General features: G+C 45.4%; 12 protein-coding genes. 9 read left to right on the top strand and 3 right to left on the bottom strand.

The features are described from left to right. The first annotated feature begins 373 nt into the window (after positions 1 to 373). The 7 genes from EXU85_RS33555 (at position 374) to EXU85_RS33525 (ending at position 15,144) form a co-directional block, all read left to right on the top strand. Entirely contained in the window at positions 374 to 3,508 is a 3,135-nt protein-coding gene (locus EXU85_RS33555; RefSeq protein ID WP_142776253.1) for a TonB-dependent receptor, read from the top strand. 130 nt (positions 3,509 to 3,638) lie between these two features. Further along, entirely contained in the window at positions 3,639 to 5,114 is a 1,476-nt protein-coding gene (locus EXU85_RS33550; protein ID WP_142776252.1) for a RagB/SusD family nutrient uptake outer membrane protein, read from the top strand. Positions 5,115 to 5,321: 207 nt separating this feature from the next. After that, positions 5,322 to 8,759 carry a VCBS repeat-containing protein gene (locus EXU85_RS33545; RefSeq protein ID WP_142776251.1) on the top strand — a complete coding sequence of 1,146 codons (3,438 nt, stop codon included), beginning with the start codon at positions 5,322 to 5,324 and terminating at the stop codon, positions 8,757 to 8,759. 91 nt (positions 8,760 to 8,850) lie between these two features. Then, positions 8,851 to 12,264, top strand: coding sequence for a VCBS repeat-containing protein (locus tag EXU85_RS33540; RefSeq protein WP_142776250.1), 3,414 nt, complete (start codon positions 8,851 to 8,853; stop codon positions 12,262 to 12,264). 102 nt (positions 12,265 to 12,366) lie between these two features. After that, positions 12,367 to 13,722, top strand: coding sequence for a vanadium-dependent haloperoxidase (locus EXU85_RS33535; RefSeq protein ID WP_142776249.1), 1,356 nt, complete (start codon positions 12,367 to 12,369; stop codon positions 13,720 to 13,722). 93 nt (positions 13,723 to 13,815) lie between these two features. Continuing rightward, positions 13,816 to 14,490, top strand: a complete 675-nt coding sequence (locus tag EXU85_RS33530; protein WP_142776248.1) for a hypothetical protein — start codon at positions 13,816 to 13,818, stop codon at positions 14,488 to 14,490. Between the two features lie 126 nt (positions 14,491 to 14,616). Continuing rightward, the gene (locus EXU85_RS33525; RefSeq protein ID WP_371731975.1) at positions 14,617 to 15,144 is read left to right on the top strand and encodes a hypothetical protein; all 528 of its coding nucleotides are present in this window, start codon (positions 14,617 to 14,619) and stop codon (positions 15,142 to 15,144) included. A gap of 114 nt (positions 15,145 to 15,258) precedes the next feature. Here the strand turns inward: EXU85_RS33525 and EXU85_RS33520 are convergent, their stop codons facing one another. From EXU85_RS33520 to EXU85_RS33510, 3 genes are all read right to left on the bottom strand, one after another. Next, positions 15,259 to 15,951: a TetR/AcrR family transcriptional regulator gene (locus EXU85_RS33520; RefSeq protein WP_142776247.1), complete on the bottom strand. Its 693-nt coding sequence runs from the start codon at positions 15,949 to 15,951 to the stop codon at positions 15,259 to 15,261. A 503-nt stretch (positions 15,952 to 16,454) separates the two neighbouring features. Next, positions 16,455 to 16,802 (bottom strand): DoxX family protein, encoded by a 348-nt coding sequence (locus EXU85_RS33515; protein WP_142776246.1) that lies wholly within the window; start codon positions 16,800 to 16,802, stop codon positions 16,455 to 16,457. A 76-nt stretch (positions 16,803 to 16,878) separates the two neighbouring features. Continuing rightward, entirely contained in the window at positions 16,879 to 18,051 is a 1,173-nt protein-coding gene (locus EXU85_RS33510) for a glutathionylspermidine synthase family protein (protein WP_142776245.1), read from the bottom strand. Positions 18,052 to 18,190: 139 nt separating this feature from the next. Between EXU85_RS33510 and EXU85_RS33505 the strand changes: the two genes are divergently transcribed. Then, positions 18,191 to 19,189, top strand: coding sequence for a nucleoside hydrolase (locus EXU85_RS33505; RefSeq protein WP_142776244.1), 999 nt, complete (start codon positions 18,191 to 18,193; stop codon positions 19,187 to 19,189). A gap of 86 nt (positions 19,190 to 19,275) precedes the next feature. After that, positions 19,276 to 19,731: a regulatory protein RecX gene (locus EXU85_RS33500; protein WP_142776243.1), complete on the top strand. Its 456-nt coding sequence runs from the start codon at positions 19,276 to 19,278 to the stop codon at positions 19,729 to 19,731. The last annotated feature ends 17 nt before the right edge of the window (positions 19,732 to 19,748 follow it).

Here is a 19,748-nt window from a genome sequence, read left to right as displayed (position 1 = left end):
ATTGGAAAATTTATATAAATATTCTTAAGAGGGTAGAGCTAAATGCTTGACACATAGGGTGAGAATATTCTTTAAAAGATTATATTATTGAAATAATACAGTTTTGTTATATTTATTTAACAAATATTATGATACAATTTTGACGTCAACTACTCAAATTTTAACCTAGCAGTATTTGTATTTTATTCGCAACATGATGTAATTCGCCAAATGGTTCAGGTTTAGATTCTATAAATTCCTGCCAAGTTGCTACAATTGTGGTGAAATATAGGCATTTTTTATACACGTGTTTACATGTCAATAGACAAGGACTTAATAGAATAATAAACGTTAACCAGAAAAATAACCTATCTCCAATTTTTACTGTAAACCTATGATGAACAAATCCTACAAAATGAACCGCTTCGGTGGCTACGTAGGTCAGATTGGGGTTTCCCGATCACAGTCATTTGGTCAAAAAGCTTCACTAAGCTTTGTGGCCATGTTGGCAATGATACTGCTACTGGGCAATTCAGTGGCCTGGGCACAGGGCCGTACTGTAACGGGCACTGTAAAGGACCCGTCGGGATCCTCTCTGCCCGGTGTGAGTGTACAAATTAAAGGTACCCAGCGTGGAACAAACACTGATGCTGATGGTAAGTATTCGCTGGCCAATGTGCCAGACAACGCAACGCTGGTATTGAGCTTTATTGGCTATACTTCGCAGGAAGTAGTCGTAGGGAACCGTTCGACGGTAGACGTGAAATTGTCTGATGACACGAAAGCATTGGATGAGGTTGTGGTAGTAGGATATGGTACGTCAAAACGTAAAGATTTGACTGGTTCTGTTGTGCAGGTATCCGCTAAAGATTTTAACGCTGGGGTAAACCCAAACCCACTGCAAGCCATTCAAGGTAAAGTAGCCGGTCTGGTTATTACGGCTCCTTCGGGCGATCCTAACCAACAACCAACGGTTCGTTTGCGTGGTTACACCTCGCTGGCCGGTGGTTCTGACCCTCTATATGTAGTCGACGGTATGATTGGTGTTCCAATCAACACCATTTCTCCTTCCGACATTGAGTCGATGGATGTATTGAAAGATGCCTCTGCTGCTGCTATTTATGGTTCACGGGCAGCTAATGGCGTTATCCTGATTACCACCAAGCGTGGTAAGTCGGGAAAAACAACAGTAGCATTTAATAACTACGTTGGTGTATCGACTATTTCCAGGCAGTATGATATGCTGGACGCACAAGGTTATCGGGATGCCGTTACTCAAATTAAAGGAGCTTCGGCATTAAATGATTTACAGCGTTTCCCTGCTGGAAATTATAATACGGACTGGACGAAGGAAGTCACGCAGACTGGAACCGTCAACAACCACGATCTTTCCATTGCGGGGGGCTCACCAACGTTCAGCTATCGGGGCTCGCTCAATTATATCAACCAGAACGGTATTATTAAAAAAACTGGTCTGGATCGTGTAACGGCTCGTATTAACCTCGATCAGAAAGCGTTTGACAACCGACTGAACATTCAGTATAATCTGTCGTACTCCGAAACGAACAAAAAGTATGACAGTGGTATCATCGGACGCGCCGTTACGTTCCTGCCAACATTGCCGGTACGCAACGCTGACGGATCATATTATGAAGTAGGTGGTAGTTTTGACCTCTTCAATCCGGTTGCTATGCTGGAGAACGTTATCAATAACGGTGTACAGCGGTATTTGCAGGGTGGTATGAACCTGCGCTATGAGATCCTGGACGGATTAACAGTTGGCGTTAGTGGTCAGTTACAACGGGATAACACCGTCAATAACTTCTACACCAATCCAAACATCAAAGCCTATGCCGCTAATAATGGTCGTGCTAGCCGAAGCTTTGAGGAGAAGAATACGAAATTGTTGGAATTGACGGCTAATTACACCAAAGGATTCGGCACTCAGAACAGCAATTACTCGTTATTGGGCGGTTATTCGTACCAGAGCTTTGATAACGATGGTTTCACTGCAGCTAACAACGGTTTTGCGACGCCTGATATCAATTATAGTAACCTGGGTTTAGGCTCAGGTACATTGGTTAGTCCTGCTAACAACTATGCTACATCCTACCGCAATAACGCGAAGTTGATCTCCTTCTTTGGCCGGGCTACGTTGAACCTGAATGACAAGTACAACGTAACGGCTACTGTGCGCCGGGATGGTAGTTCTAAATTTGGCGCCAACAACAAATGGGGCGTATTCCCATCGGTGGGTGCTGGCTGGACCATTACCAATGAGTCATTCTTCCCAAAGAGCAATACACTTAACTTCCTGAAACTGCGCGTTGGTTATGGCCAAACAGGTAACTCGGAAGGTATCTCGGCCTACAACTCCATTCAGTTATATGGTCAGAAAGGTACCTACTACGATGGTACGCTGGGTGATTTCCTGCCAGGCTATGGTATCACGCAGAACGCGAATCCAAACCTGAAATGGGAAGTACTGACTACATCGAACATTGGTTTGGATTTCCAACTCATCGGTGGTCGTTTCTCGGGTACAGTAGAGTATTATAACAAGTTAACCAAAGACATGTTGTATCCCTACTCAGTACCTGCCGATGGTATTACGTACTTTACCAACACGATTCTGGCCAACGTAGGCTCGATGCGTAACAGCGGGTTTGAATTATCCTTTGGTGGTGATGTAATCCAGAAAGGTAATTTCTCCTGGAATTCACGGGTTGTTGGTGCTTATAACAAAAACACGATAGTTACGCTGTCAAATGATCAGTTTAGCAATGGTCAGGTGCGTTTCAACGCGTTTAATGGTCGTGGTCTGTCCGACGTATTTGCATCTTACCTGGTACCTGGTCAGCCATTGGGAGAATTTAATAATGTGCCTACGTTTACGGGTAGCTACTCATCTGACGGTCAGCCATTATTGAAAGCGGGCTCTGGTGACACGCCGGTAACGGAGGTGGGTAAGGCAGATGCTGCTGCTGGGGTTGCTTCAGGAAACTATGTAAAACAGGGCAATCCACAGCCATTCCTGAATGCCTCGTTTATCAATACATTCCGTTATAAAGGATTCGATGTCTATTTCCAGTTACGTGGAACGTTTGGCAACACCATCCTGAATGCCATACGGTCGAACCTGTTAATTCCAGGTTCGATTCTGGAAACCAATATGCTGAAAGGTGTAACGGACTATCCTAAAAACTACGGTGTGAACGTATTGACGTCAAACTGGCTGGAAAGTGGTTCATTTGTGCGGTTTGATAACTGGCAGATTGGCTACAACATCCCACTGCCAGCCAGCAAGTACATCACAAATGCACGGATTTATGCTGGTGGTAATAACCTGTTTATCATTACCAAATACAAAGGTATCGATCCTGAACTACAGGTCAAAGCTGACCTGCAAACGAACGGTAGTCAGATTCAGCAGGCACCTAACGCTGTTGGTTTAGATGGGGGTGGCTACGGAAACGTTGTTTACCCTAAAACACGTACGTTCCAGTTAGGCCTCAACCTGACCTTCTAAACTGGTTTTAGTTCACAAACCGGATATAGTGCAAAAAAATATCCGGTTTGTGAAAACTTTTTTAGTTAACACAGCGTACATGATTCATTGGAAAGTAAACGCTGTAACTGGTTAATTATCAAAAACTTCTATGAAACAAATAAATATAAAATTGCTTCTGGGCTGCTCGGCACTGGTGCTGGCAAGCCAGGCTTGTACCGATCTGACCGAAACGACCTATGACGTCATTCCTACCAGCGGTACGTTTGGTAGTACAGCCGGCCAGCAGGCAGCCCTGATTGGGCCGCTATATAATGGTCTGGGCGACTATTATGGGAACATGTCCAACCTGAACACAGTAACGGACGAGCAGATCGTACCGACACGGGGTGGTGACTGGAAAGATAGTGATAACTGGAAACGGTTATATCAACATACCTGGGACCCCGTTACGGATAACGGCCAGTTCAATGGTCCCTGGACCTGGTGTTACAATAACATCACCAGTATCAACCAGCAGTTAGGTACCATTACGGATGCTAACACCAAGGCTGAGTTACGGGCGCTGCGGGCATTTTTCCACTACCAGGCAATGGATTTGTTTGGTAATGTAATTATCTCTGATGCCGTAACTGCTGCTACACCGAAGCAAAACACGCGGGCAGAGGTATTCGCTTTTGTTGAGAAAGAGCTACTGGCCGTATATCCAAACCTGAGCGATGCACCAAGAGGTGCTTATTATGGCCGCATGAATAAATACGTGGCCGATATGATTCTGGCTAAATTGTACCTGAATGCACAAGTGTACACAGGTACTCCTCGTTGGGCTGATTGCATTACCCGTTGCACGAATATCATCTCATCTGGTAAATTCCAGATTTCCGGAGACTACCTCAGTAATTTCGCTACGCAGAATCAGAACTCTCAGGAAACGATTCTGGCAACTCCTTTTGATAAATCAAAACGGGGAGGGATGAACGTACAAATGAAAACACTTCACTACCTGAGCCAGTTGACCTACAACCTGGGAACGGCTCCCTGGAATGGCTGGGCAACAGTAACAGAGTTTTACAATTCATTTGATGATAAAGATCTGCGAAAAAAGCAATGGATTGTTGGGCAGCAATACGATGCTGCTGGTAAACCGCTGATGGATGACGCGTTACCAATGGTGTTCAGACCCGAAGTTGAATCATTCGTTTTTGATGCGGGTGCTAATGGCCGTCTGGCAGGCGCTCGTAGCCAGAAATATCAAATTCAGGCAAATAACACATTCACCGATCAGGATAACGACTTTGTTATCTATCGTTTGGCAGACGTATATCTAATGCGGGCCGAAGCCAATATACGGTTAGGTAATACAGCTATCGCACTGCCTGATTTAAACGTCATTCGTGCCCGTGCCGGTATGCCTGCTTATACAACCATTACGTTGGATGAGTTATTGGCTGAGCGTGGCCGTGAGTTAGCCTGGGAGCAACACCGTCGTCAGGATTTAATCCGTTTTGGTCAGTTTACAAAAGCATGGCGCCTGAAGCCTGCCTCACAGGACTTCCGTCAATTGTTCCCAATTCCAAAGGATCAGCTGTCGTTGAACCCGAACCTGAAGCAAAATCCAGGTTATTAATCGTCAATACATGAGAATAAAAGAGCAGGCTCATCTGGGCTTGCTCTTTTGTTTTACAGGCTGATTAAAAGCCAATTAATTGGTTAGAAATACCTAATCAACCTTCATAATTCGTTATATTTGTAGCCCTTTAAAAACTAAAATCGTCTTTATAAATTCTTGACCTTCTCTTTACGAATACGATTTGTTTTTCATGTACTTGTACTAATGCGTATCCCTTTACTCGTTCTGTCAATAGGCTTATTCGCCAGTTGTCAGTCAAAACAGCAGACGCCATCCGATCCGCTGTTTCAAAAGTTGTCGCCCGACGAAACGCACGTCAATTTTGCTAATACCGTTACTGACGATAAGGATTTCAACATCTTCAATTACCGGAATTTTTACAACGGCGGGGGCGTAGCTATCGGCGATGTGAATAATGATGGTTTGTCTGACGTGTTTCTAATCGCCAATATGGGCGAGAATAAGCTGTATCTGAATCGGACCGTGCTTGGTAAATCAACTTCCGACAAGGGCAAGATAGAGTTTGCAGATGTTACCGCAAAAGCTGGGGTGGGTGGGACAAAAGCCTGGAGTACAGGAGCCACCTTTGCCGATGTAAACGGTGATGGACGACTTGATCTGTACGTTTGTAATGCGGGTAATCGGGATGGAGATGACCGCGCCAACGAACTCTTCATTAATAATGGTAATGACGCTAACGGTATTCCTACGTTCACAGAACGGGCTGTTGAGTATGGGTTAGCCGATCGGGGTTACTCGACCCACGCGGCTTTTTTCGATTATGACCGCGACGGAGACCTGGACATGTATCTGCTCAACAACAGCTTTATGCCGGTTGGGAAACTAGCCTATGCAAACTTACGGGCGCAACGTGATTCTCTGGGTGGACATAAGCTCTTCAGGAACGACCAGGAGAAAGGTAAACACTTTGTCGATGTCAGTGAAGAAGCGGGTATTTATGGTAGTCTGATTGGATTCGGGCTGGGGATTACGATCGGCGATGTAAATGACGACAACTGGCTGGATATTTACATTTCCAACGACTTCTACGAGCGCGATTACCTCTATATCAACAATCATGATGGACGGTCCGGCGGCCCGGCGTTTCGGGAGTCGATCAAAGAATCGATGCCACATACAAGCCTGTCATCTATGGGGGCAGATGTGGCGGATGTCAATAACGATGGTAAGCTGGATATTTTTATAACCGATATGTTGCCTGGTAACGACAAGCGGTTGAAACGGACATCGAGTTACGAAGGCCACGATCTGGAGCAGATAAAGGTAGGGCGTGATTTTCATTATCAGTTCATGCAGAACATGCTGCATCTGAATCAGGGAAATCAACCTGGTAATAATAGCTTGCCAACCTTTAGCGATATCGCGCGCTTTTCGGGCGTTCAGGCAACGGACTGGAGCTGGGGCGCATTGATTTTCGACATGGACAATGATGGGCAGAAAGACATATTTGTGGCGAATGGGATAGCCAAAGATGTAACCGATCAGGACTTTGTGAACTTCATGGCCGATGGGGAGAATATGGCCCAGATAGCCCGTCAGCGGAAATTCAATTTCAAGGAATTCCTGGATAAAGCACCTTCTGAAGCCGTTCCCAATTATGCGTTTCACAATGATGGTAACCTGCACTTTACAAACAAGGCAGTTGACTGGGGGCTTTCGGAACCAGACTTCTCGAACGGGGCTGCGTATGGTGATTTAGATAATGATGGAGACCTGGAGCTGGTTGTTAACAACGCCAATGCGCCCGTTGCGATTTACCAGAATCTATCCATAGAAAAGCATCAGACAAACTACCTGAAGATAAAACTGGAGGGTATCGGACTGAATCGAAATGCCATTGGTGCCAAGGTATTTGTGTACCAACCCGGCCAAACGCAATTATTGCAGCAGATGCCTAATCGGGGCTTTCAATCATCTGTGGACTTGAACATGGTATTTGGATTAGGGTCCTCGCCAAAGATTGATTCGATGGTTATCATTTGGCCTGATGATAAGATGCAGACGATACGTCAGCCGAAAGCCAACCAACTAATGACGCTCCGTTGGGCTGATGCAAAACAGCTGTGGAAACCTACAGTGAGTGAACCCAAACCAATTTTTCAGGATAACACGGTTGCTTCTGGACTGAATTATCTGCATACCGAAAGCAGCTTTGTTGATTATAACCGGGATGCATTATTAAAACAACAGTTTTCAACGCAAGGTCCGGCTTTAGCCACGGGAGACGTAAATGGGGATGGCTTGGATGACGTCTTTTTAGGATCGGCTAGCGGGCATTCGGGTCGATTGTTTATTCAGCAGGCCACCGGTGGTCGTTTTGTCGACAAAACGCCACCAATTATGAAACAGGACACGACCTATGAAGCCGTAGATGCGGTGCTGTTTGACGCCGATGGCGATAAGGATCTGGACTTATACGTTGTTTCGGGTAGTAATGAATTCAGTGCAGAAGCAGAGGAGTTGCTGGATCGGCTCTATCTGAACGATGGAAAAGGAGGGTTTTCCCGCTCCGAAACGGGCCTGCCTAACCTGAAGGCCAGTGGGTCATGTGTTACGGCAGCTGATTTTGATCAGGACGGTGATATAGACCTGTTTGTTGGTTCCCGGCTCATTCCAAGCCAGTACGGACGTAATCCTGCCAGTTACCTGCTCACGAACGATGGTACCGGTAATTTTAAAAACTATACGAAACGGTTCCTGGAAGATGTGGATCAGTTAGGCATGGTAACAGGCGCAACCTGGGCCGATCTGAACGGGGATAAATATCCTGAATTGATCGTAGTAGGGGATTGGGAGCCAATCCGTGTATTTGAAAACAAACGGGGTAAATTGACTCAAAATCCAGAACTGACTATTAAAGATGCACAGGGACAACCGCTCAAAACTAATGGCTGGTGGAATTGTGTAACGGCAGGTGATGCTGATGGAGATGGTGATCTGGATTTAGTAGTCGGAAATTTAGGGACGAACTCGCGTATACGCGCTACACAAACCACCCCTGCGGAAATCTACGTGGGTGATTTTGATCATAACGGAACTATCGAACAGATTATAAATTGCGCTGATGAAACAGGAGAATTATATCCGATGGTTCTGAAAAGTGATTTGCAGAAAGAAATGCCGACCATCAAGAAAAAATTCGTAAAGTTTGGCGATTATGCGGGTAAAAAAATCAACGAAATACTGGACGAAGACCAGCTAAAACAAGCCGTTGTTAAGCAGGCTTTCACTGGCCAAACTGCAATACTTCGGAACGATGGGAAAAATGGCGATCGAACATTGGTATTTCAACCCTTACCCATTTCAGCACAACTATCGCCCGTTTGTGGTGTGATCTTTACCGACTACGACCACGACGGTCGAACAGACCTCGTATTAGGTGGAAATTTCCTGGACGTACTGCCCGAAATTGGTCGCTACGATGCGAGTTATGGCGTTGTGCTACGCAATAGAGGCAAAGCAATGGACGGTACCATTGCTTACGAATCAATTAATCCGGCTGCGTCTGGTTTCTTTGTTCGTGGTCAGGTTCGTCGCATGGCGCAGCTGGCCCAAGGACAACTCGTTCTGGCAAAAAACAACGACCGTGCACAAGTATTTTTAATGAAGAGTGAAAAATGAAGAGTGAAGAATAATGAGTGTGTTGGTATCCACATTCGCTATAAACCACTATTCATCACTTTTCACTTTTCACTCTTCACTCATGTTACCCATGAAACGTATTGCTTTCTTCCTGACCACTGGCTTATTGACATTGGCAGGTTGCAACTTATTTAAGTCCGAGAAACAACTCTTTCAAACCCTCGATTCTACGCAAACAGGCATTGGCTTTATTAACCACCTTGTTCCAACCGAAAAAGTTAACATTCTGGATTACCTCTATTTCTATAATGGGGGAGGAGTTTCGGCGGGGGATATCAACAACGATGGCCTGACCGATTTGTATTTTGTGTCGAACCAGGGGAAGAATAAACTCTACCTCAATAAAGGCAATTTTAAGTTCGAGGACATCACCGAAAAAGCCGGTGTTGCGGGTTTTTCAGACTGGCAGACCGGCTCAACTATGGCCGATGTGAATGGCGATGGCTTTCTGGATATTTATGTTTGTGCGGTTGGCAACTTTCGGGGTTTGGAGGGGGCCAATGAGTTGTATATTAACAACGGCGATGGGACGTTTACTGAAAAAGCAGCTGATTATGGACTGGATTTCACCGGTTTCTCAACGCAGGCCGCTTTCTTCGACTATGACCACGACGGAGACCTGGACTGCTACTTACTCAACCATGCTGTACATACATCGCGTAGTTACGACCGTGTAACAGCCCGAAACCTGCGCCATAATGAATCGGGTGATTATTTGTATAAAAATATGAGTGTTGAGCAGGGGGCAGGGAACAAAGTGTCTACAAGCGCCAAGCTCCCTGCTCAACGCTCCAGGCGGTTTATAAACGTTAGTGAACAGGCGGGTATTTTCGGCGCTGCAATGGGGTATGGATTAGGTATTTCGGTGGCCGACCTGAATAATGATGGCTGGGAAGATCTCTATATATCAAACGATTTTCACGAAGACGATTACTACTACGTAAACAATCACAACGGCACATTTACCGAAAGTGTAAAGAAGGCATTTCAGCATACCAGCCGCTTTTCAATGGGCAACGACGTGGCCGATGTAAACAACGATGGCTTTGCCGATGTGGTAACACTTGACATGTATCCAGAAGATGAAACGGTCGAAAAATCTTCTTTGGGAGAAGACCCGCTGGATATCTACCTGTACAAGCTGGCGTATGGCTATATGAACCAGTACAGTCGGAATTGCCTGCAACTGAACTTGTCGGGCAAGAAGTTTATGGACGTTGGTGCCATGGCAGGCGTAGCGGCAACGGACTGGAGCTGGTCTCCTTTACTGGCCGATTACGATAACGATGGCATAAAGGATTTGTTCATCACGAATGGTATTGTTCACCGGCCAAATAACCTTGACTACGTGAAATTTGCCGCCGATGACTCGCTCCGGTATGCCATGGAAACATCGAAAGCGCTCGATGATCGCGCTATTAAATTGATGCCAGAGGGCAAGGTTCATAACTATATGTATCGCGGAACATCCTCGATGCATTTCGATGATAAGTCAGCAGCCTGGGGATTTACTGCACTCAATTACTCCAATGGGGCTGCCTATGCAGATCTTGATAACGATGGCGACCTGGATTTGATTACCAACAATATCGATGACCCTGCTGGCCTGTATCGGAATGAGGCAAACACTATTTTCCCTGATAACAGACACCTGACGGTGAAATTGAAAGGCGATGCTCCAAATACGTTTGGCGTAGGCGGAAAAGTAATTATTAAATATGGAGGTTCATCACACGGAGATAGTATACAGGTGCAACAAATGATGCTCACTCGGGGCTTCGAGTCGTCGGTAGCACCCGAATTACTGTTTGGTTTAGGTAAACGAGAGGTGATTGATTCGCTGATTGTGATTTGGCCTAATCAACGGATGGAAATTCGCACAAAGGTGAAAGCTAACCAGTCATTGACGCTAAAGCAGGCCGATGCCCAACTGGATGGCACCAATTACCGCTATACAACTCCGAGCATTTCACCACTCTTTACTGATGTCACAAACACAGATTCGATTCCTTATAAACATCAGGAAAATAAAGAATACTTCGATTATGTCCGCGAACCCCTAATGCCTTTCCAGGTGTCTACAGAAGGCCCACATCTGGCGGTAGCTGATGTGAATGGCGATGGACTGGAAGATATCTACGCTGGTGGTGCCAAGTGGAAAGCTGGAAGCTTACTGATTCAGCAGCCTGACGGGAAATTTAAAGGGGCTAGTCAGCCAGACTTTGTTAAAGACTCTACCTACGAAGATGTCGACGCGGCTTTCTTCGATGCCGATGGTGATAAAGACCTGGATTTGTATGTCGTATCGGGGGGGAATGAGTTCTACAACCAGATGACAGAGCAGTTCGACCGTCTTTACCTGAACGATGGGCACGGTAATTTCAGCCGCTCGGCCAATTCATTGCCCTCTATGTTCGATAACAAGAGCTGTGTTCGTCCCTGCGATGTTGACAACGATGGCGACCTCGATTTATTTGTGGGTGGCCGTGTTGTAGGTTTTGGTTATGGTAAATCACCAAATTCGTATCTGCTCATCAACGATGGGAAAGGCCATTTCTCAGATCAGACCGAAAAGCGAGCAGACGGTTTACGAAAAGCGGGCATGGTTACCGATGCTGTCTGGGCCGACTACGATAATGACAAAGACCTCGATCTGGTTTTGGCGGGAGATTGGATGCCAATACGGGTTTTCGCCAACAATGATGGTAAATTTACCGAGGTAAAATCCATTACAACAGACGATACGCCATTATCAGGCTTTTACCAACGCATTATTGCAGCTGACTTCGACCGGGATGGTGATATTGACCTGATGGCAGCTAATCTGGGTACGAATACTAAGTTTCGTAAAGCGCCTGATTCGCAACTTCGGATGTGGGTGAAAGATGTGGACAAGAATCAGAGCCCGGAGCAAATTATTGCCTATAACCGTGTCAGTCCGGGCGGGGGTAAAGAGTGGTACCCACTGGCCTTTAAAGACGAACTGGGCAAGCAGATACCAAGTATTATCAACAAGCGATTCACGGACTATGTATCATTTGCCGGAAAGCCCTTGAATGAAGTGCTGAACGACGATGAACTAAAAGGTGCCGAGGAATTTACCGTCGATCAATTCGCGTCGATTTATCTGGAGAATCAAAACGGTAAGTTCGTTGTACATGAACTACCCATGATGGCGCAGGTGTCGAAGTTATTTGCACTGCAAGCCATTGATATTGACCAGGATGGCGACCTCGACGTATTGGGTGGTGGGAATTTCTACGGCGTAAGCACTTATCAGGGTCGTTACGATGCCAGTTATGGATTAGTGATGCGTAACGATGGGAAAGGAGGCTTCACCGCTCTGTCGCCGATAGACTGTGGCTTCCTGCTCAACGGTGAAATTCGCGACATTCGACCAGTGCGAACGGGTCGGGGTTTGTTACTTGTTGTAGCCAGAAATAATGCGGGTTTGCAGGTATTTAAATCCCTATTTCTGAAATAAGCAACTGAATGAACACGTGATTTTGACCCTTATTTTCCGCTAATTTTGTACGTAATCAATAGCCTGTTAAGGCTTTGTGTTTTCTAACTTGTCTTTGTTATTATGAAATCTTCGCTTCATTTTGGCTATCTGCTGGTGCTAGTACTGGTTGGTTTTGCTAGCTGTCGTAAACCCGCGTCACCGGCCGAATACAACGCCAAAACTGCTAACGCTGAATATTATAATGCAGCTCTGAATAAACTGACAGAAGTAGTTATTCATGATATTTTTTCGCCCCCCGTTGCCAGTCGAATTTATTCGTATGCTAACCTGGCGGGTTACGAAGCACTCGTGCCGTTCAACAGCCAGTACGAGTCGTTGGGTGGTAAGTTGAAGCGGTTTCAGACGGGGCCGCAGCCCGAAGCGGGGAAAGAGTATTGTTTCCCCCTGGCTAGCACACGTGCCTTTCTGACGGTTGCCCGCGCTCTAACTTTCTCGGTCAATTTTTATGATGAATTTGAAAAGCCATTTTACGAACAGTTCAAGAAAGATGGCGTTCCCGATGAGGTATTTGACCGTTCGATGGCCTACGGTGAAGCCGTTGCCAAACATGTGCTGGATTATGCGGCTAAGGACACTTACAAACAAACGCGGGGTTTCAAACACACGGTAACCAATGAAGAAGGCTCTTGGGTACCAACACCTCCGGCCTATATGGATGCTGCCGAGCCGCAATGGAATAAATTGCGTTGCTGGGCAATGGATACCTGCAACCAATTTATGCCTCCTCGCCCATTCCCATATAGCCTGGTCAAAGGAAGCCCCTATGAAAAAGAACTCGATGAGGTGTACCAAATTGGTAAAAACCTTGATAAACAGAAACAAGATATTGCCTATTTCTGGGACGACAACGCGTTTGTGATGAACGTAGCAGGCCATGTTATGTATGCCAGCAAAAAAATGACACCGGGTGGTCATTGGCTCGCTATTGCCCAAACAGTTGCCCGTCAGAAAAAACTAAGCATGATGCAAACTGTCGAAGCGTATGCGCTTACATCCTTTGCGCTTAGTGATGGCTTCATCTCCTGCTGGGATGAAAAATACCGGACTAAAACAGTGCGGCCTGAAACAGTAATAAACAAATCTATTGATCCGAAGTGGACACCGTTTTTACAAACTCCCCCTTTTCCGGAATACCCCAGCGGGCACAGCGTTATTTCGACTGCGGCCGCAACGGTGCTTACCAATCTAATGGGTGATAACATCGCCTTTACAGATTCGACGGAGTTTAAGTATGGACATGGTGTTCGATCGTTCACTTCATTTCGGAATGCAGCCGATGAAGCCTCAATCAGTCGCCTGTATGGTGGTATTCACTATCGGGCAGCCTTAGTAAATGGCCAGTTAGAAGGCGAAAAAGTAGGTAAATGGGTAGTTGAAAAAATCCGTACCCGGAAAGGTGCTGTCGCTAGTCGATGAGTAATACGAATAACCATAGAGTCCCTGCTTTTCAGAGGTAGGGACTTTTTTTGTAAGTAGCAGTCAGAAATCACGGCTCTAAATCCATCAGCTATGAAGATTCGTTTACTACCATTGGTATTAATTATAGTGCTTATTACTAGTGCAGATTTACAGGCTCAATCAACAGGCTCAGATACGACTCAAAATCAGCCCGCTAAAGGTCAGCAAACCTATCATTCCATAAGCCGTTCCTCAGAAGATTCGAGCCGTTCCATCTTTAATTTTAAGGCCGCTCCTATCTACGTTCGCACAACTCCATTTTCAATTTATACCGGCGCAGGCAGCCCCAAAGACCGTATTGCGCAAAGTATTGAACTAGGCAAGTCATTTAATGTCATTGACTTAGGGATTGCTTTTGGCCGGAATTCATTACGGCCTGATACATCACTTTTTCTGGAGGGGAGAGTTACCATGGATGTGGCCAACTATGGCATTTTTGCGAACGAAATGACTATAGGAGCCGGCCGGGTTTTCGATAAACAAGGTAGCCTGATGCTCGAATTGACCTATAGCATTATGGCACAGATTGCACCACGGGTAGGTATCGGCCTGACAACGGGCTACTACGATTTCAGCAGCGAGACAACAGACAGTTCGAAAACTTTTTATGGTATTTACCTGCGTTTTGGCCTCTTACGAACCGACTCAGGCGGTTTACTAGGTGGAAGTAGTCGTGGTCGGGGACGCCCTGTCCGAGTTGGCCGGCCACACCGGCATGGGCGATAAAGACTAGGTCGTAATGAGTTAGGTCTTTCTAAAATAGTATTATTTTTAGAAAGTATTTAACCTGTGACTTGGTTGTGAACAGAAAATATCTTCTGCTTGGATTGCTGTTAACGTTGGAACCATTGGTTGGCCAAAACGTCGTTACACTATGCCATCCAAGCGGCTCAGGAACTGGGTATAGGGTCTAACCCCGACTGGAAGCTTGTGGCAGACAATAGTCCGATACTAAAATTTCCGGATGGTGTAACGAAAGAAAATCGTACTTACGACGGGGTTATGATCAAGCAGGCTGATGTAAATCTACTGGTTTATCCACTTACGATTGTAAAAGATGAAGCGGGCGTTAAAAAGGATTTAGCGTATTATGAGCCTCGCTATTCGCCCGAAGGCCCGGCTATGGGCTGGTCGGTATTGTCAACATTGCATGCCCGACTTGGCGAATCAGATAAAGCCTACGACTGGTTTGTGAAGAGCTATAAACCAAATGAAGTGCCTTCTTTCGGAGTTTTATCAGAGACGACTAGTGAAACGAATCCTTATGTTGCAACAGGTGCAGAGGGCATGTTAAAGGCTGTATTGAATGGATTTGGAGGACTGGATAGTAAAGATAGTGGCATTATACAGCTCAAAACGAAACTCCCGAAAAAATGGTAATCTCTGACAATTAAAGGAGTTGGTCCACAATTGAAGACCATTCAGATTCAATATAAAATCAAAGACCAGGATAAGCAGCATGCTATCCTGGCCTTTGAAACTACTTACTATATTTTACCACTGGGCAACGGGTAGATGAGCTGACTGAAGTTCCAGTTCAACATCTTTTGACCCAATGGCCATTTTATTTAAGGCGATATAAATGGCTTTTACCGCATTTTCAATACGTTCCCAACCTTCCTCGCTTCGTAGATCAATACTAATCATGGTACGGTCGTTTTGAGCCATAATTGTCAAATACGTCATAGCCCCAAGCACAACGGCCGAAATGGCTTGCGTATCAGCACCTTTTACAAATGATAACTGACTGACCAATCGTGTCATTTCTTCATCCTGTGCCCGCGCTGTCGTTTCGGCAATCGAGTCATTCTCAATGACACTTGCCTTCAGAACTTCGCGTGCTGCTTTGAACGTACGGAAATAACGGTAGGTTTGAATAACCTGACGATACCAAATACGGGCAACGTCTGATTCATGTAATGGGCGAATTTGATCTAATACGGCGGGGGTAAAAACAGGGAATAATTTTCCCATCTTTACATAGTATTCTAATAAGCCTTCCATGCCACCAAAATACCTATAAATCAATACTTTACTGACATTAGCTTTTTCGGCGACCCGGTTTACACCGACACCCTCTAAACCGCGCTCTGCTATTACATCTTCTAGCGCTTCAACAATACGCTGAGTGGTTTTCGAGCGATTACGCCTGATTTTCTCATCTTTCTCCATAATAATAGCATTCATTACAATTCACATATATGTCACCCCCTTTGACTATAATCTACAATGAAAGTCACTTTAGTAAACTATTATCTGTCAGTCAATTAATATTGATGGGTATATACTAACGTCGATCAGGGTATTTAAGAATATAATTAGTTAAATAATTCGATTGTACTACCAGTTGGGGTGAAGGGCGAGTTATAGTCGCCAAAAACGCATTTTGAGTTGACTAAGGGCTATTTTTTAGTTCTTCAATAACTTTTATCATCATTTCGGGCAATAATTTTTAATCTGAATTTATCAAAAAAATGCAAAAATTAATAATTATAAAAAAGGCTTGGGCCACGATGTAACTTGTAAACTTTTTTTGTGGAAACTTAACTATGCAGACGCGTAGATTTTAAACACAACTACGCTGCCCGCCCAAATCCTAAAAAAACGCCTACCTTTTTACTATTTGGGCGGGCAGCGTAGTTTGATGAAAGGATTGGCTATTTGTGTTCAGTATATAAAAAATGACGCGTTTATGTATACTGATAAGCCCACCAAATCAGAAGACCTTGTAGGGGCAATCTAGCCCATCGTAACCAGGCCGGGAATTTACGGAAGCGGTTCGACGTAGCCATATAAACGTTGGCCGGAAATATGGCAATCAGTAACAGCATGATACCCCAGGCCGACAGCGAACGAGTAGCTGGAAACAATAAGCCAATCCCTAAAATTAGTTCGGCTATACCACTCAGCGTTACCATCAGGCTATGCGCTGGAATATAAGGCGGCATTATGGCTAAGTAACTTTTCGGATTAATGAAATGATTCACCCCCCCGGCAATGTAAATTAAGGCTTGAAGCCAAAGTAATAAATAAGACATGTGGGGTGGGGTGTTTGGATAGAGTAACGAATTAGGTAGGCCCCAATAATATAACGATGAACTGGTAGGATCAAACTCACTTGATTATGTGCCCTACAAACCCCGCGCTATTGTCCAAAATGAGGCCACCACGCCGGAAACCCAATCCGCAGGCTTCGCCCGCGTAAAAAACACCCGCCTGATAGGTGTAACCGGCTGAATCTTGAGGGAACTCAACATACTGTTGGTATATTTTTGGATAATCTCCGTAATCTCCTTCCACAGCCTGCTGTTCGCTGCCATCTACGTTCAATATCCGAACGTTAGCACCTTCCCGACCGAATAAGACCTTCTCAACACACTCTTTACCGGGAAGGGGGCGGGTGCTGGTTTCGAGAAGTAGGGGGTGATACGGATAAAGCTCCCAGAGTATTTTTAATATGTATTTCGATTGGAAGAGTAGCGTATAGGCGGGATTCAATATAACCGCCAGCCTTTTTCTAACGATTTCAGTGAGTAGTTTAACCAGTTCAGGTTCATCTTCGGCAATGGATTCCCAAGGGACCAACTTAAACCAGAAGTCTAATTTCTCAAATTGGCCGTTTTTGGGATTTTGCCAGAAAATGCCTTCCTCCGCCGAGAAATCGACGTTCTCTACGAAATCGAACTCAATATCAAAACCCGCTTCGCGTGCTGCTTCGCCAATGAGGGCTACGTTGGCATCGTCTTCCGGAAAGCCTCGCATGGCCGATACCAGCAACGTAGGTTGCAGGTCAGGGTTCATCGCCAGAAGTTCCTCAAATTGACCCGTTAGCGTTTCAAATACCGCATTAAACTGTAGGTTTTCGTCGAACCCATTGGCTTTAAGGTGGGCATATTGCACAACGGCTGTTTCGGGTAAGCACGTAGCGGTATCGGCGTTGAATTCAATGAGTTTAATCCCTTTTCCATCAATTCCGCCAGCCAGATCGAAACGGCCGTAGAGATGAATATGCCGATCATCCTCCCACGAGAGCTTGATAAGTTCAACCAGATTTGCCGGAATTCCCATTTCGGCAAATCGATTTTTATCAATTATGTGCTGACCAGCTGCCACAAACATATCAAATAGTTCATTGGCCGCTTCATAATAAGCATCGGCTTCTGCGGGCTGAATGACTACCACCTCGTTGGCCAAATAGGGTAGGGTATCCTGGCCGAGCATCCAGTCCCAGCCCAGATTGCGAAGTTGAGTATCGGGTGGAGTGGCGAGTTTTTGGAGAGAAATCATGTTTTCGAGATTTACAGAGTACGAATTACGATTCTTACGAAAACAATTCGTAATTCGTACTGCAAGGCAAGGCGAGAATCCAATTAGAAAATCGCTTATTATTCCTTGCAGTATCGTGCTGTAAATCTCGCTTATTCCTATGATCCGAATTGCCTTATTTTCAATTAGTGTGTTACTGGCCCTGACAGTCGGTCTGGTTTCTGGACAGTCGGCTAGAAAGCAAGCCGCTGTCCCCGTCATTTTCGACACCGATATGGGCCCCGATTACGACGATGTTGGGGCCATCACCCTGCTCCACGCCTTTGCCGATGAAGGGCAGGCAAACATTCTGGCAACCATTGCCAGTACTAATTACCCGAAAGTAACGCAGGTGCTCAGCGTCCTGAATACGTACTTTAAACGTCCGAATGTCCCTATTGGCGTACCGAAAGGGGAGGCTGTGAGCGATAAAGACACGCAGCACTGGTCTGATACGATCGTAGCCCGCTACCCGCATCATATTCAATCAAATGACGAAGTGCCTGATGCCATTGCATTGTATCGGCAAATTTTGTCTAAGCAGCCTGATCATAGCGTAACAATCATTACGGTTGGCTTCGTTACCAATTTGGCAAATCTGATGGCCTCTAAACCGGATACCTACTCAAAGCTATCGGGCAAAGAATTAGTGGCTCTGAAGGTAAAGAATCTGGTGAGTATGGCAGGGAAGTTTCCGAATGGTCGGGAATACAATGTATTTAGAGATACAAAGTCGTCAAAAATCGTCTTTGCCGACTGGCCAACGCCCATTTTGATGAGTGGGTTTGAAATTGGCCAGAAAATTCACTCGGGTTTACCCCTCACTCAAAATGCGTCTATTCATCATAGTCCAATAAAAGACGTGTTTACCATTTCATTGCCTAAAGCGGCAGAAGATAAAAACGGACGTATGAGTTGGGACCAAACCGCCGTACTGGTTGGTGTGCGGGGCTACGCGCCTTATTACACCGTTAAATCCGGTCGACTAACAATGAACGACGACGGCTCAAATGGATGGGATGATACTGGTAAAGGGCATCAGTATTTAGTAGAAAAGCTGCCTGCTTTGGAGGTTGAAGCATTGATAAATAAGTTAATGCAGCATCAACCCAGGAAGTAGTAAATTAGTTAATCTATTACTTGGTTATCGGTAGAAAAGGGCTTTCTAAGAACCAATTAACAGATTACTGCATATCGGCACGTACCATGACAGATTTACTAAAAGATGCGCTTCGTAAGGCCGCCATGTTTTGTGCGTATCAGGAACGCACGCAACAGGAAGTTCGCGAACGACTGAAAGACTGGGGCGTTTTGGGCGACGATGCCGAGGAGGTCATCGCTGAACTGATCCAGCAAAACTACCTGAACGAAGAGCGATTTGCCAAATCCTTTGCCGGAGGGAAATTTCGGGTAAAAGGTTGGGGCCGACGTAAGATCAAACAGCATCTGCAACAGCGTGGTATTTCGGGCTATAACCTCGATCAGGCTATGAAGGAGATCGCTCCTGATGATTATCAGGCTACACTTCAAGAATTGCTGACCAAAAAGCGGCAGAGCCTCCGGGATGAGAATCCATTGGTTATTAAACAAAAGCTTGTTCGCTATGCCCTAAGTAAAGGCTACGAAACCGATTTAATTTTTACGGTGCTGGGAAACGAGTAGCGTGGCTGGAAAGCCGT

The organism is Spirosoma sp. KCTC 42546, assembly GCF_006965485.1.
GTDB lineage: Bacteria > Bacteroidota > Bacteroidia > Cytophagales > Spirosomataceae > Spirosoma.
This window is presented reverse-complemented; position numbering and strand designations above follow the sequence as displayed.

Excerpts from the sequence above, each read along its gene's own strand:
- EXU85_RS33545 (WP_142776251.1), top strand. The coding sequence starts at position 5,322 with ATGCGTATCCCTTTACTCGTTCTGTCAATAGGCTTATTCGCCAGTTGT.
- EXU85_RS33505 (WP_142776244.1), top strand. The coding sequence starts at position 18,191 with ATGATCCGAATTGCCTTATTTTCAATTAGTGTGTTACTGGCCCTGACA.
- EXU85_RS33520 (WP_142776247.1), bottom strand. The coding sequence starts at position 15,951 with ATGAATGCTATTATTATGGAGAAAGATGAGAAAATCAGGCGTAATCGC.
- EXU85_RS33500 (WP_142776243.1), top strand. The coding sequence starts at position 19,276 with ATGACAGATTTACTAAAAGATGCGCTTCGTAAGGCCGCCATGTTTTGT.
- EXU85_RS33515 (WP_142776246.1), bottom strand. The coding sequence starts at position 16,802 with ATGTCTTATTTATTACTTTGGCTTCAAGCCTTAATTTACATTGCCGGG.
- EXU85_RS33535 (WP_142776249.1), top strand. The coding sequence starts at position 12,367 with ATGAAATCTTCGCTTCATTTTGGCTATCTGCTGGTGCTAGTACTGGTT.
- EXU85_RS33510 (WP_142776245.1), bottom strand. The coding sequence starts at position 18,051 with ATGATTTCTCTCCAAAAACTCGCCACTCCACCCGATACTCAACTTCGC.
- EXU85_RS33550 (WP_142776252.1), top strand. The coding sequence starts at position 3,639 with ATGAAACAAATAAATATAAAATTGCTTCTGGGCTGCTCGGCACTGGTG.
- EXU85_RS33555 (WP_142776253.1), top strand. The coding sequence starts at position 374 with ATGATGAACAAATCCTACAAAATGAACCGCTTCGGTGGCTACGTAGGT.
- EXU85_RS33530 (WP_142776248.1), top strand. The coding sequence starts at position 13,816 with ATGAAGATTCGTTTACTACCATTGGTATTAATTATAGTGCTTATTACT.
- EXU85_RS33540 (WP_142776250.1), top strand. The coding sequence starts at position 8,851 with ATGAAACGTATTGCTTTCTTCCTGACCACTGGCTTATTGACATTGGCA.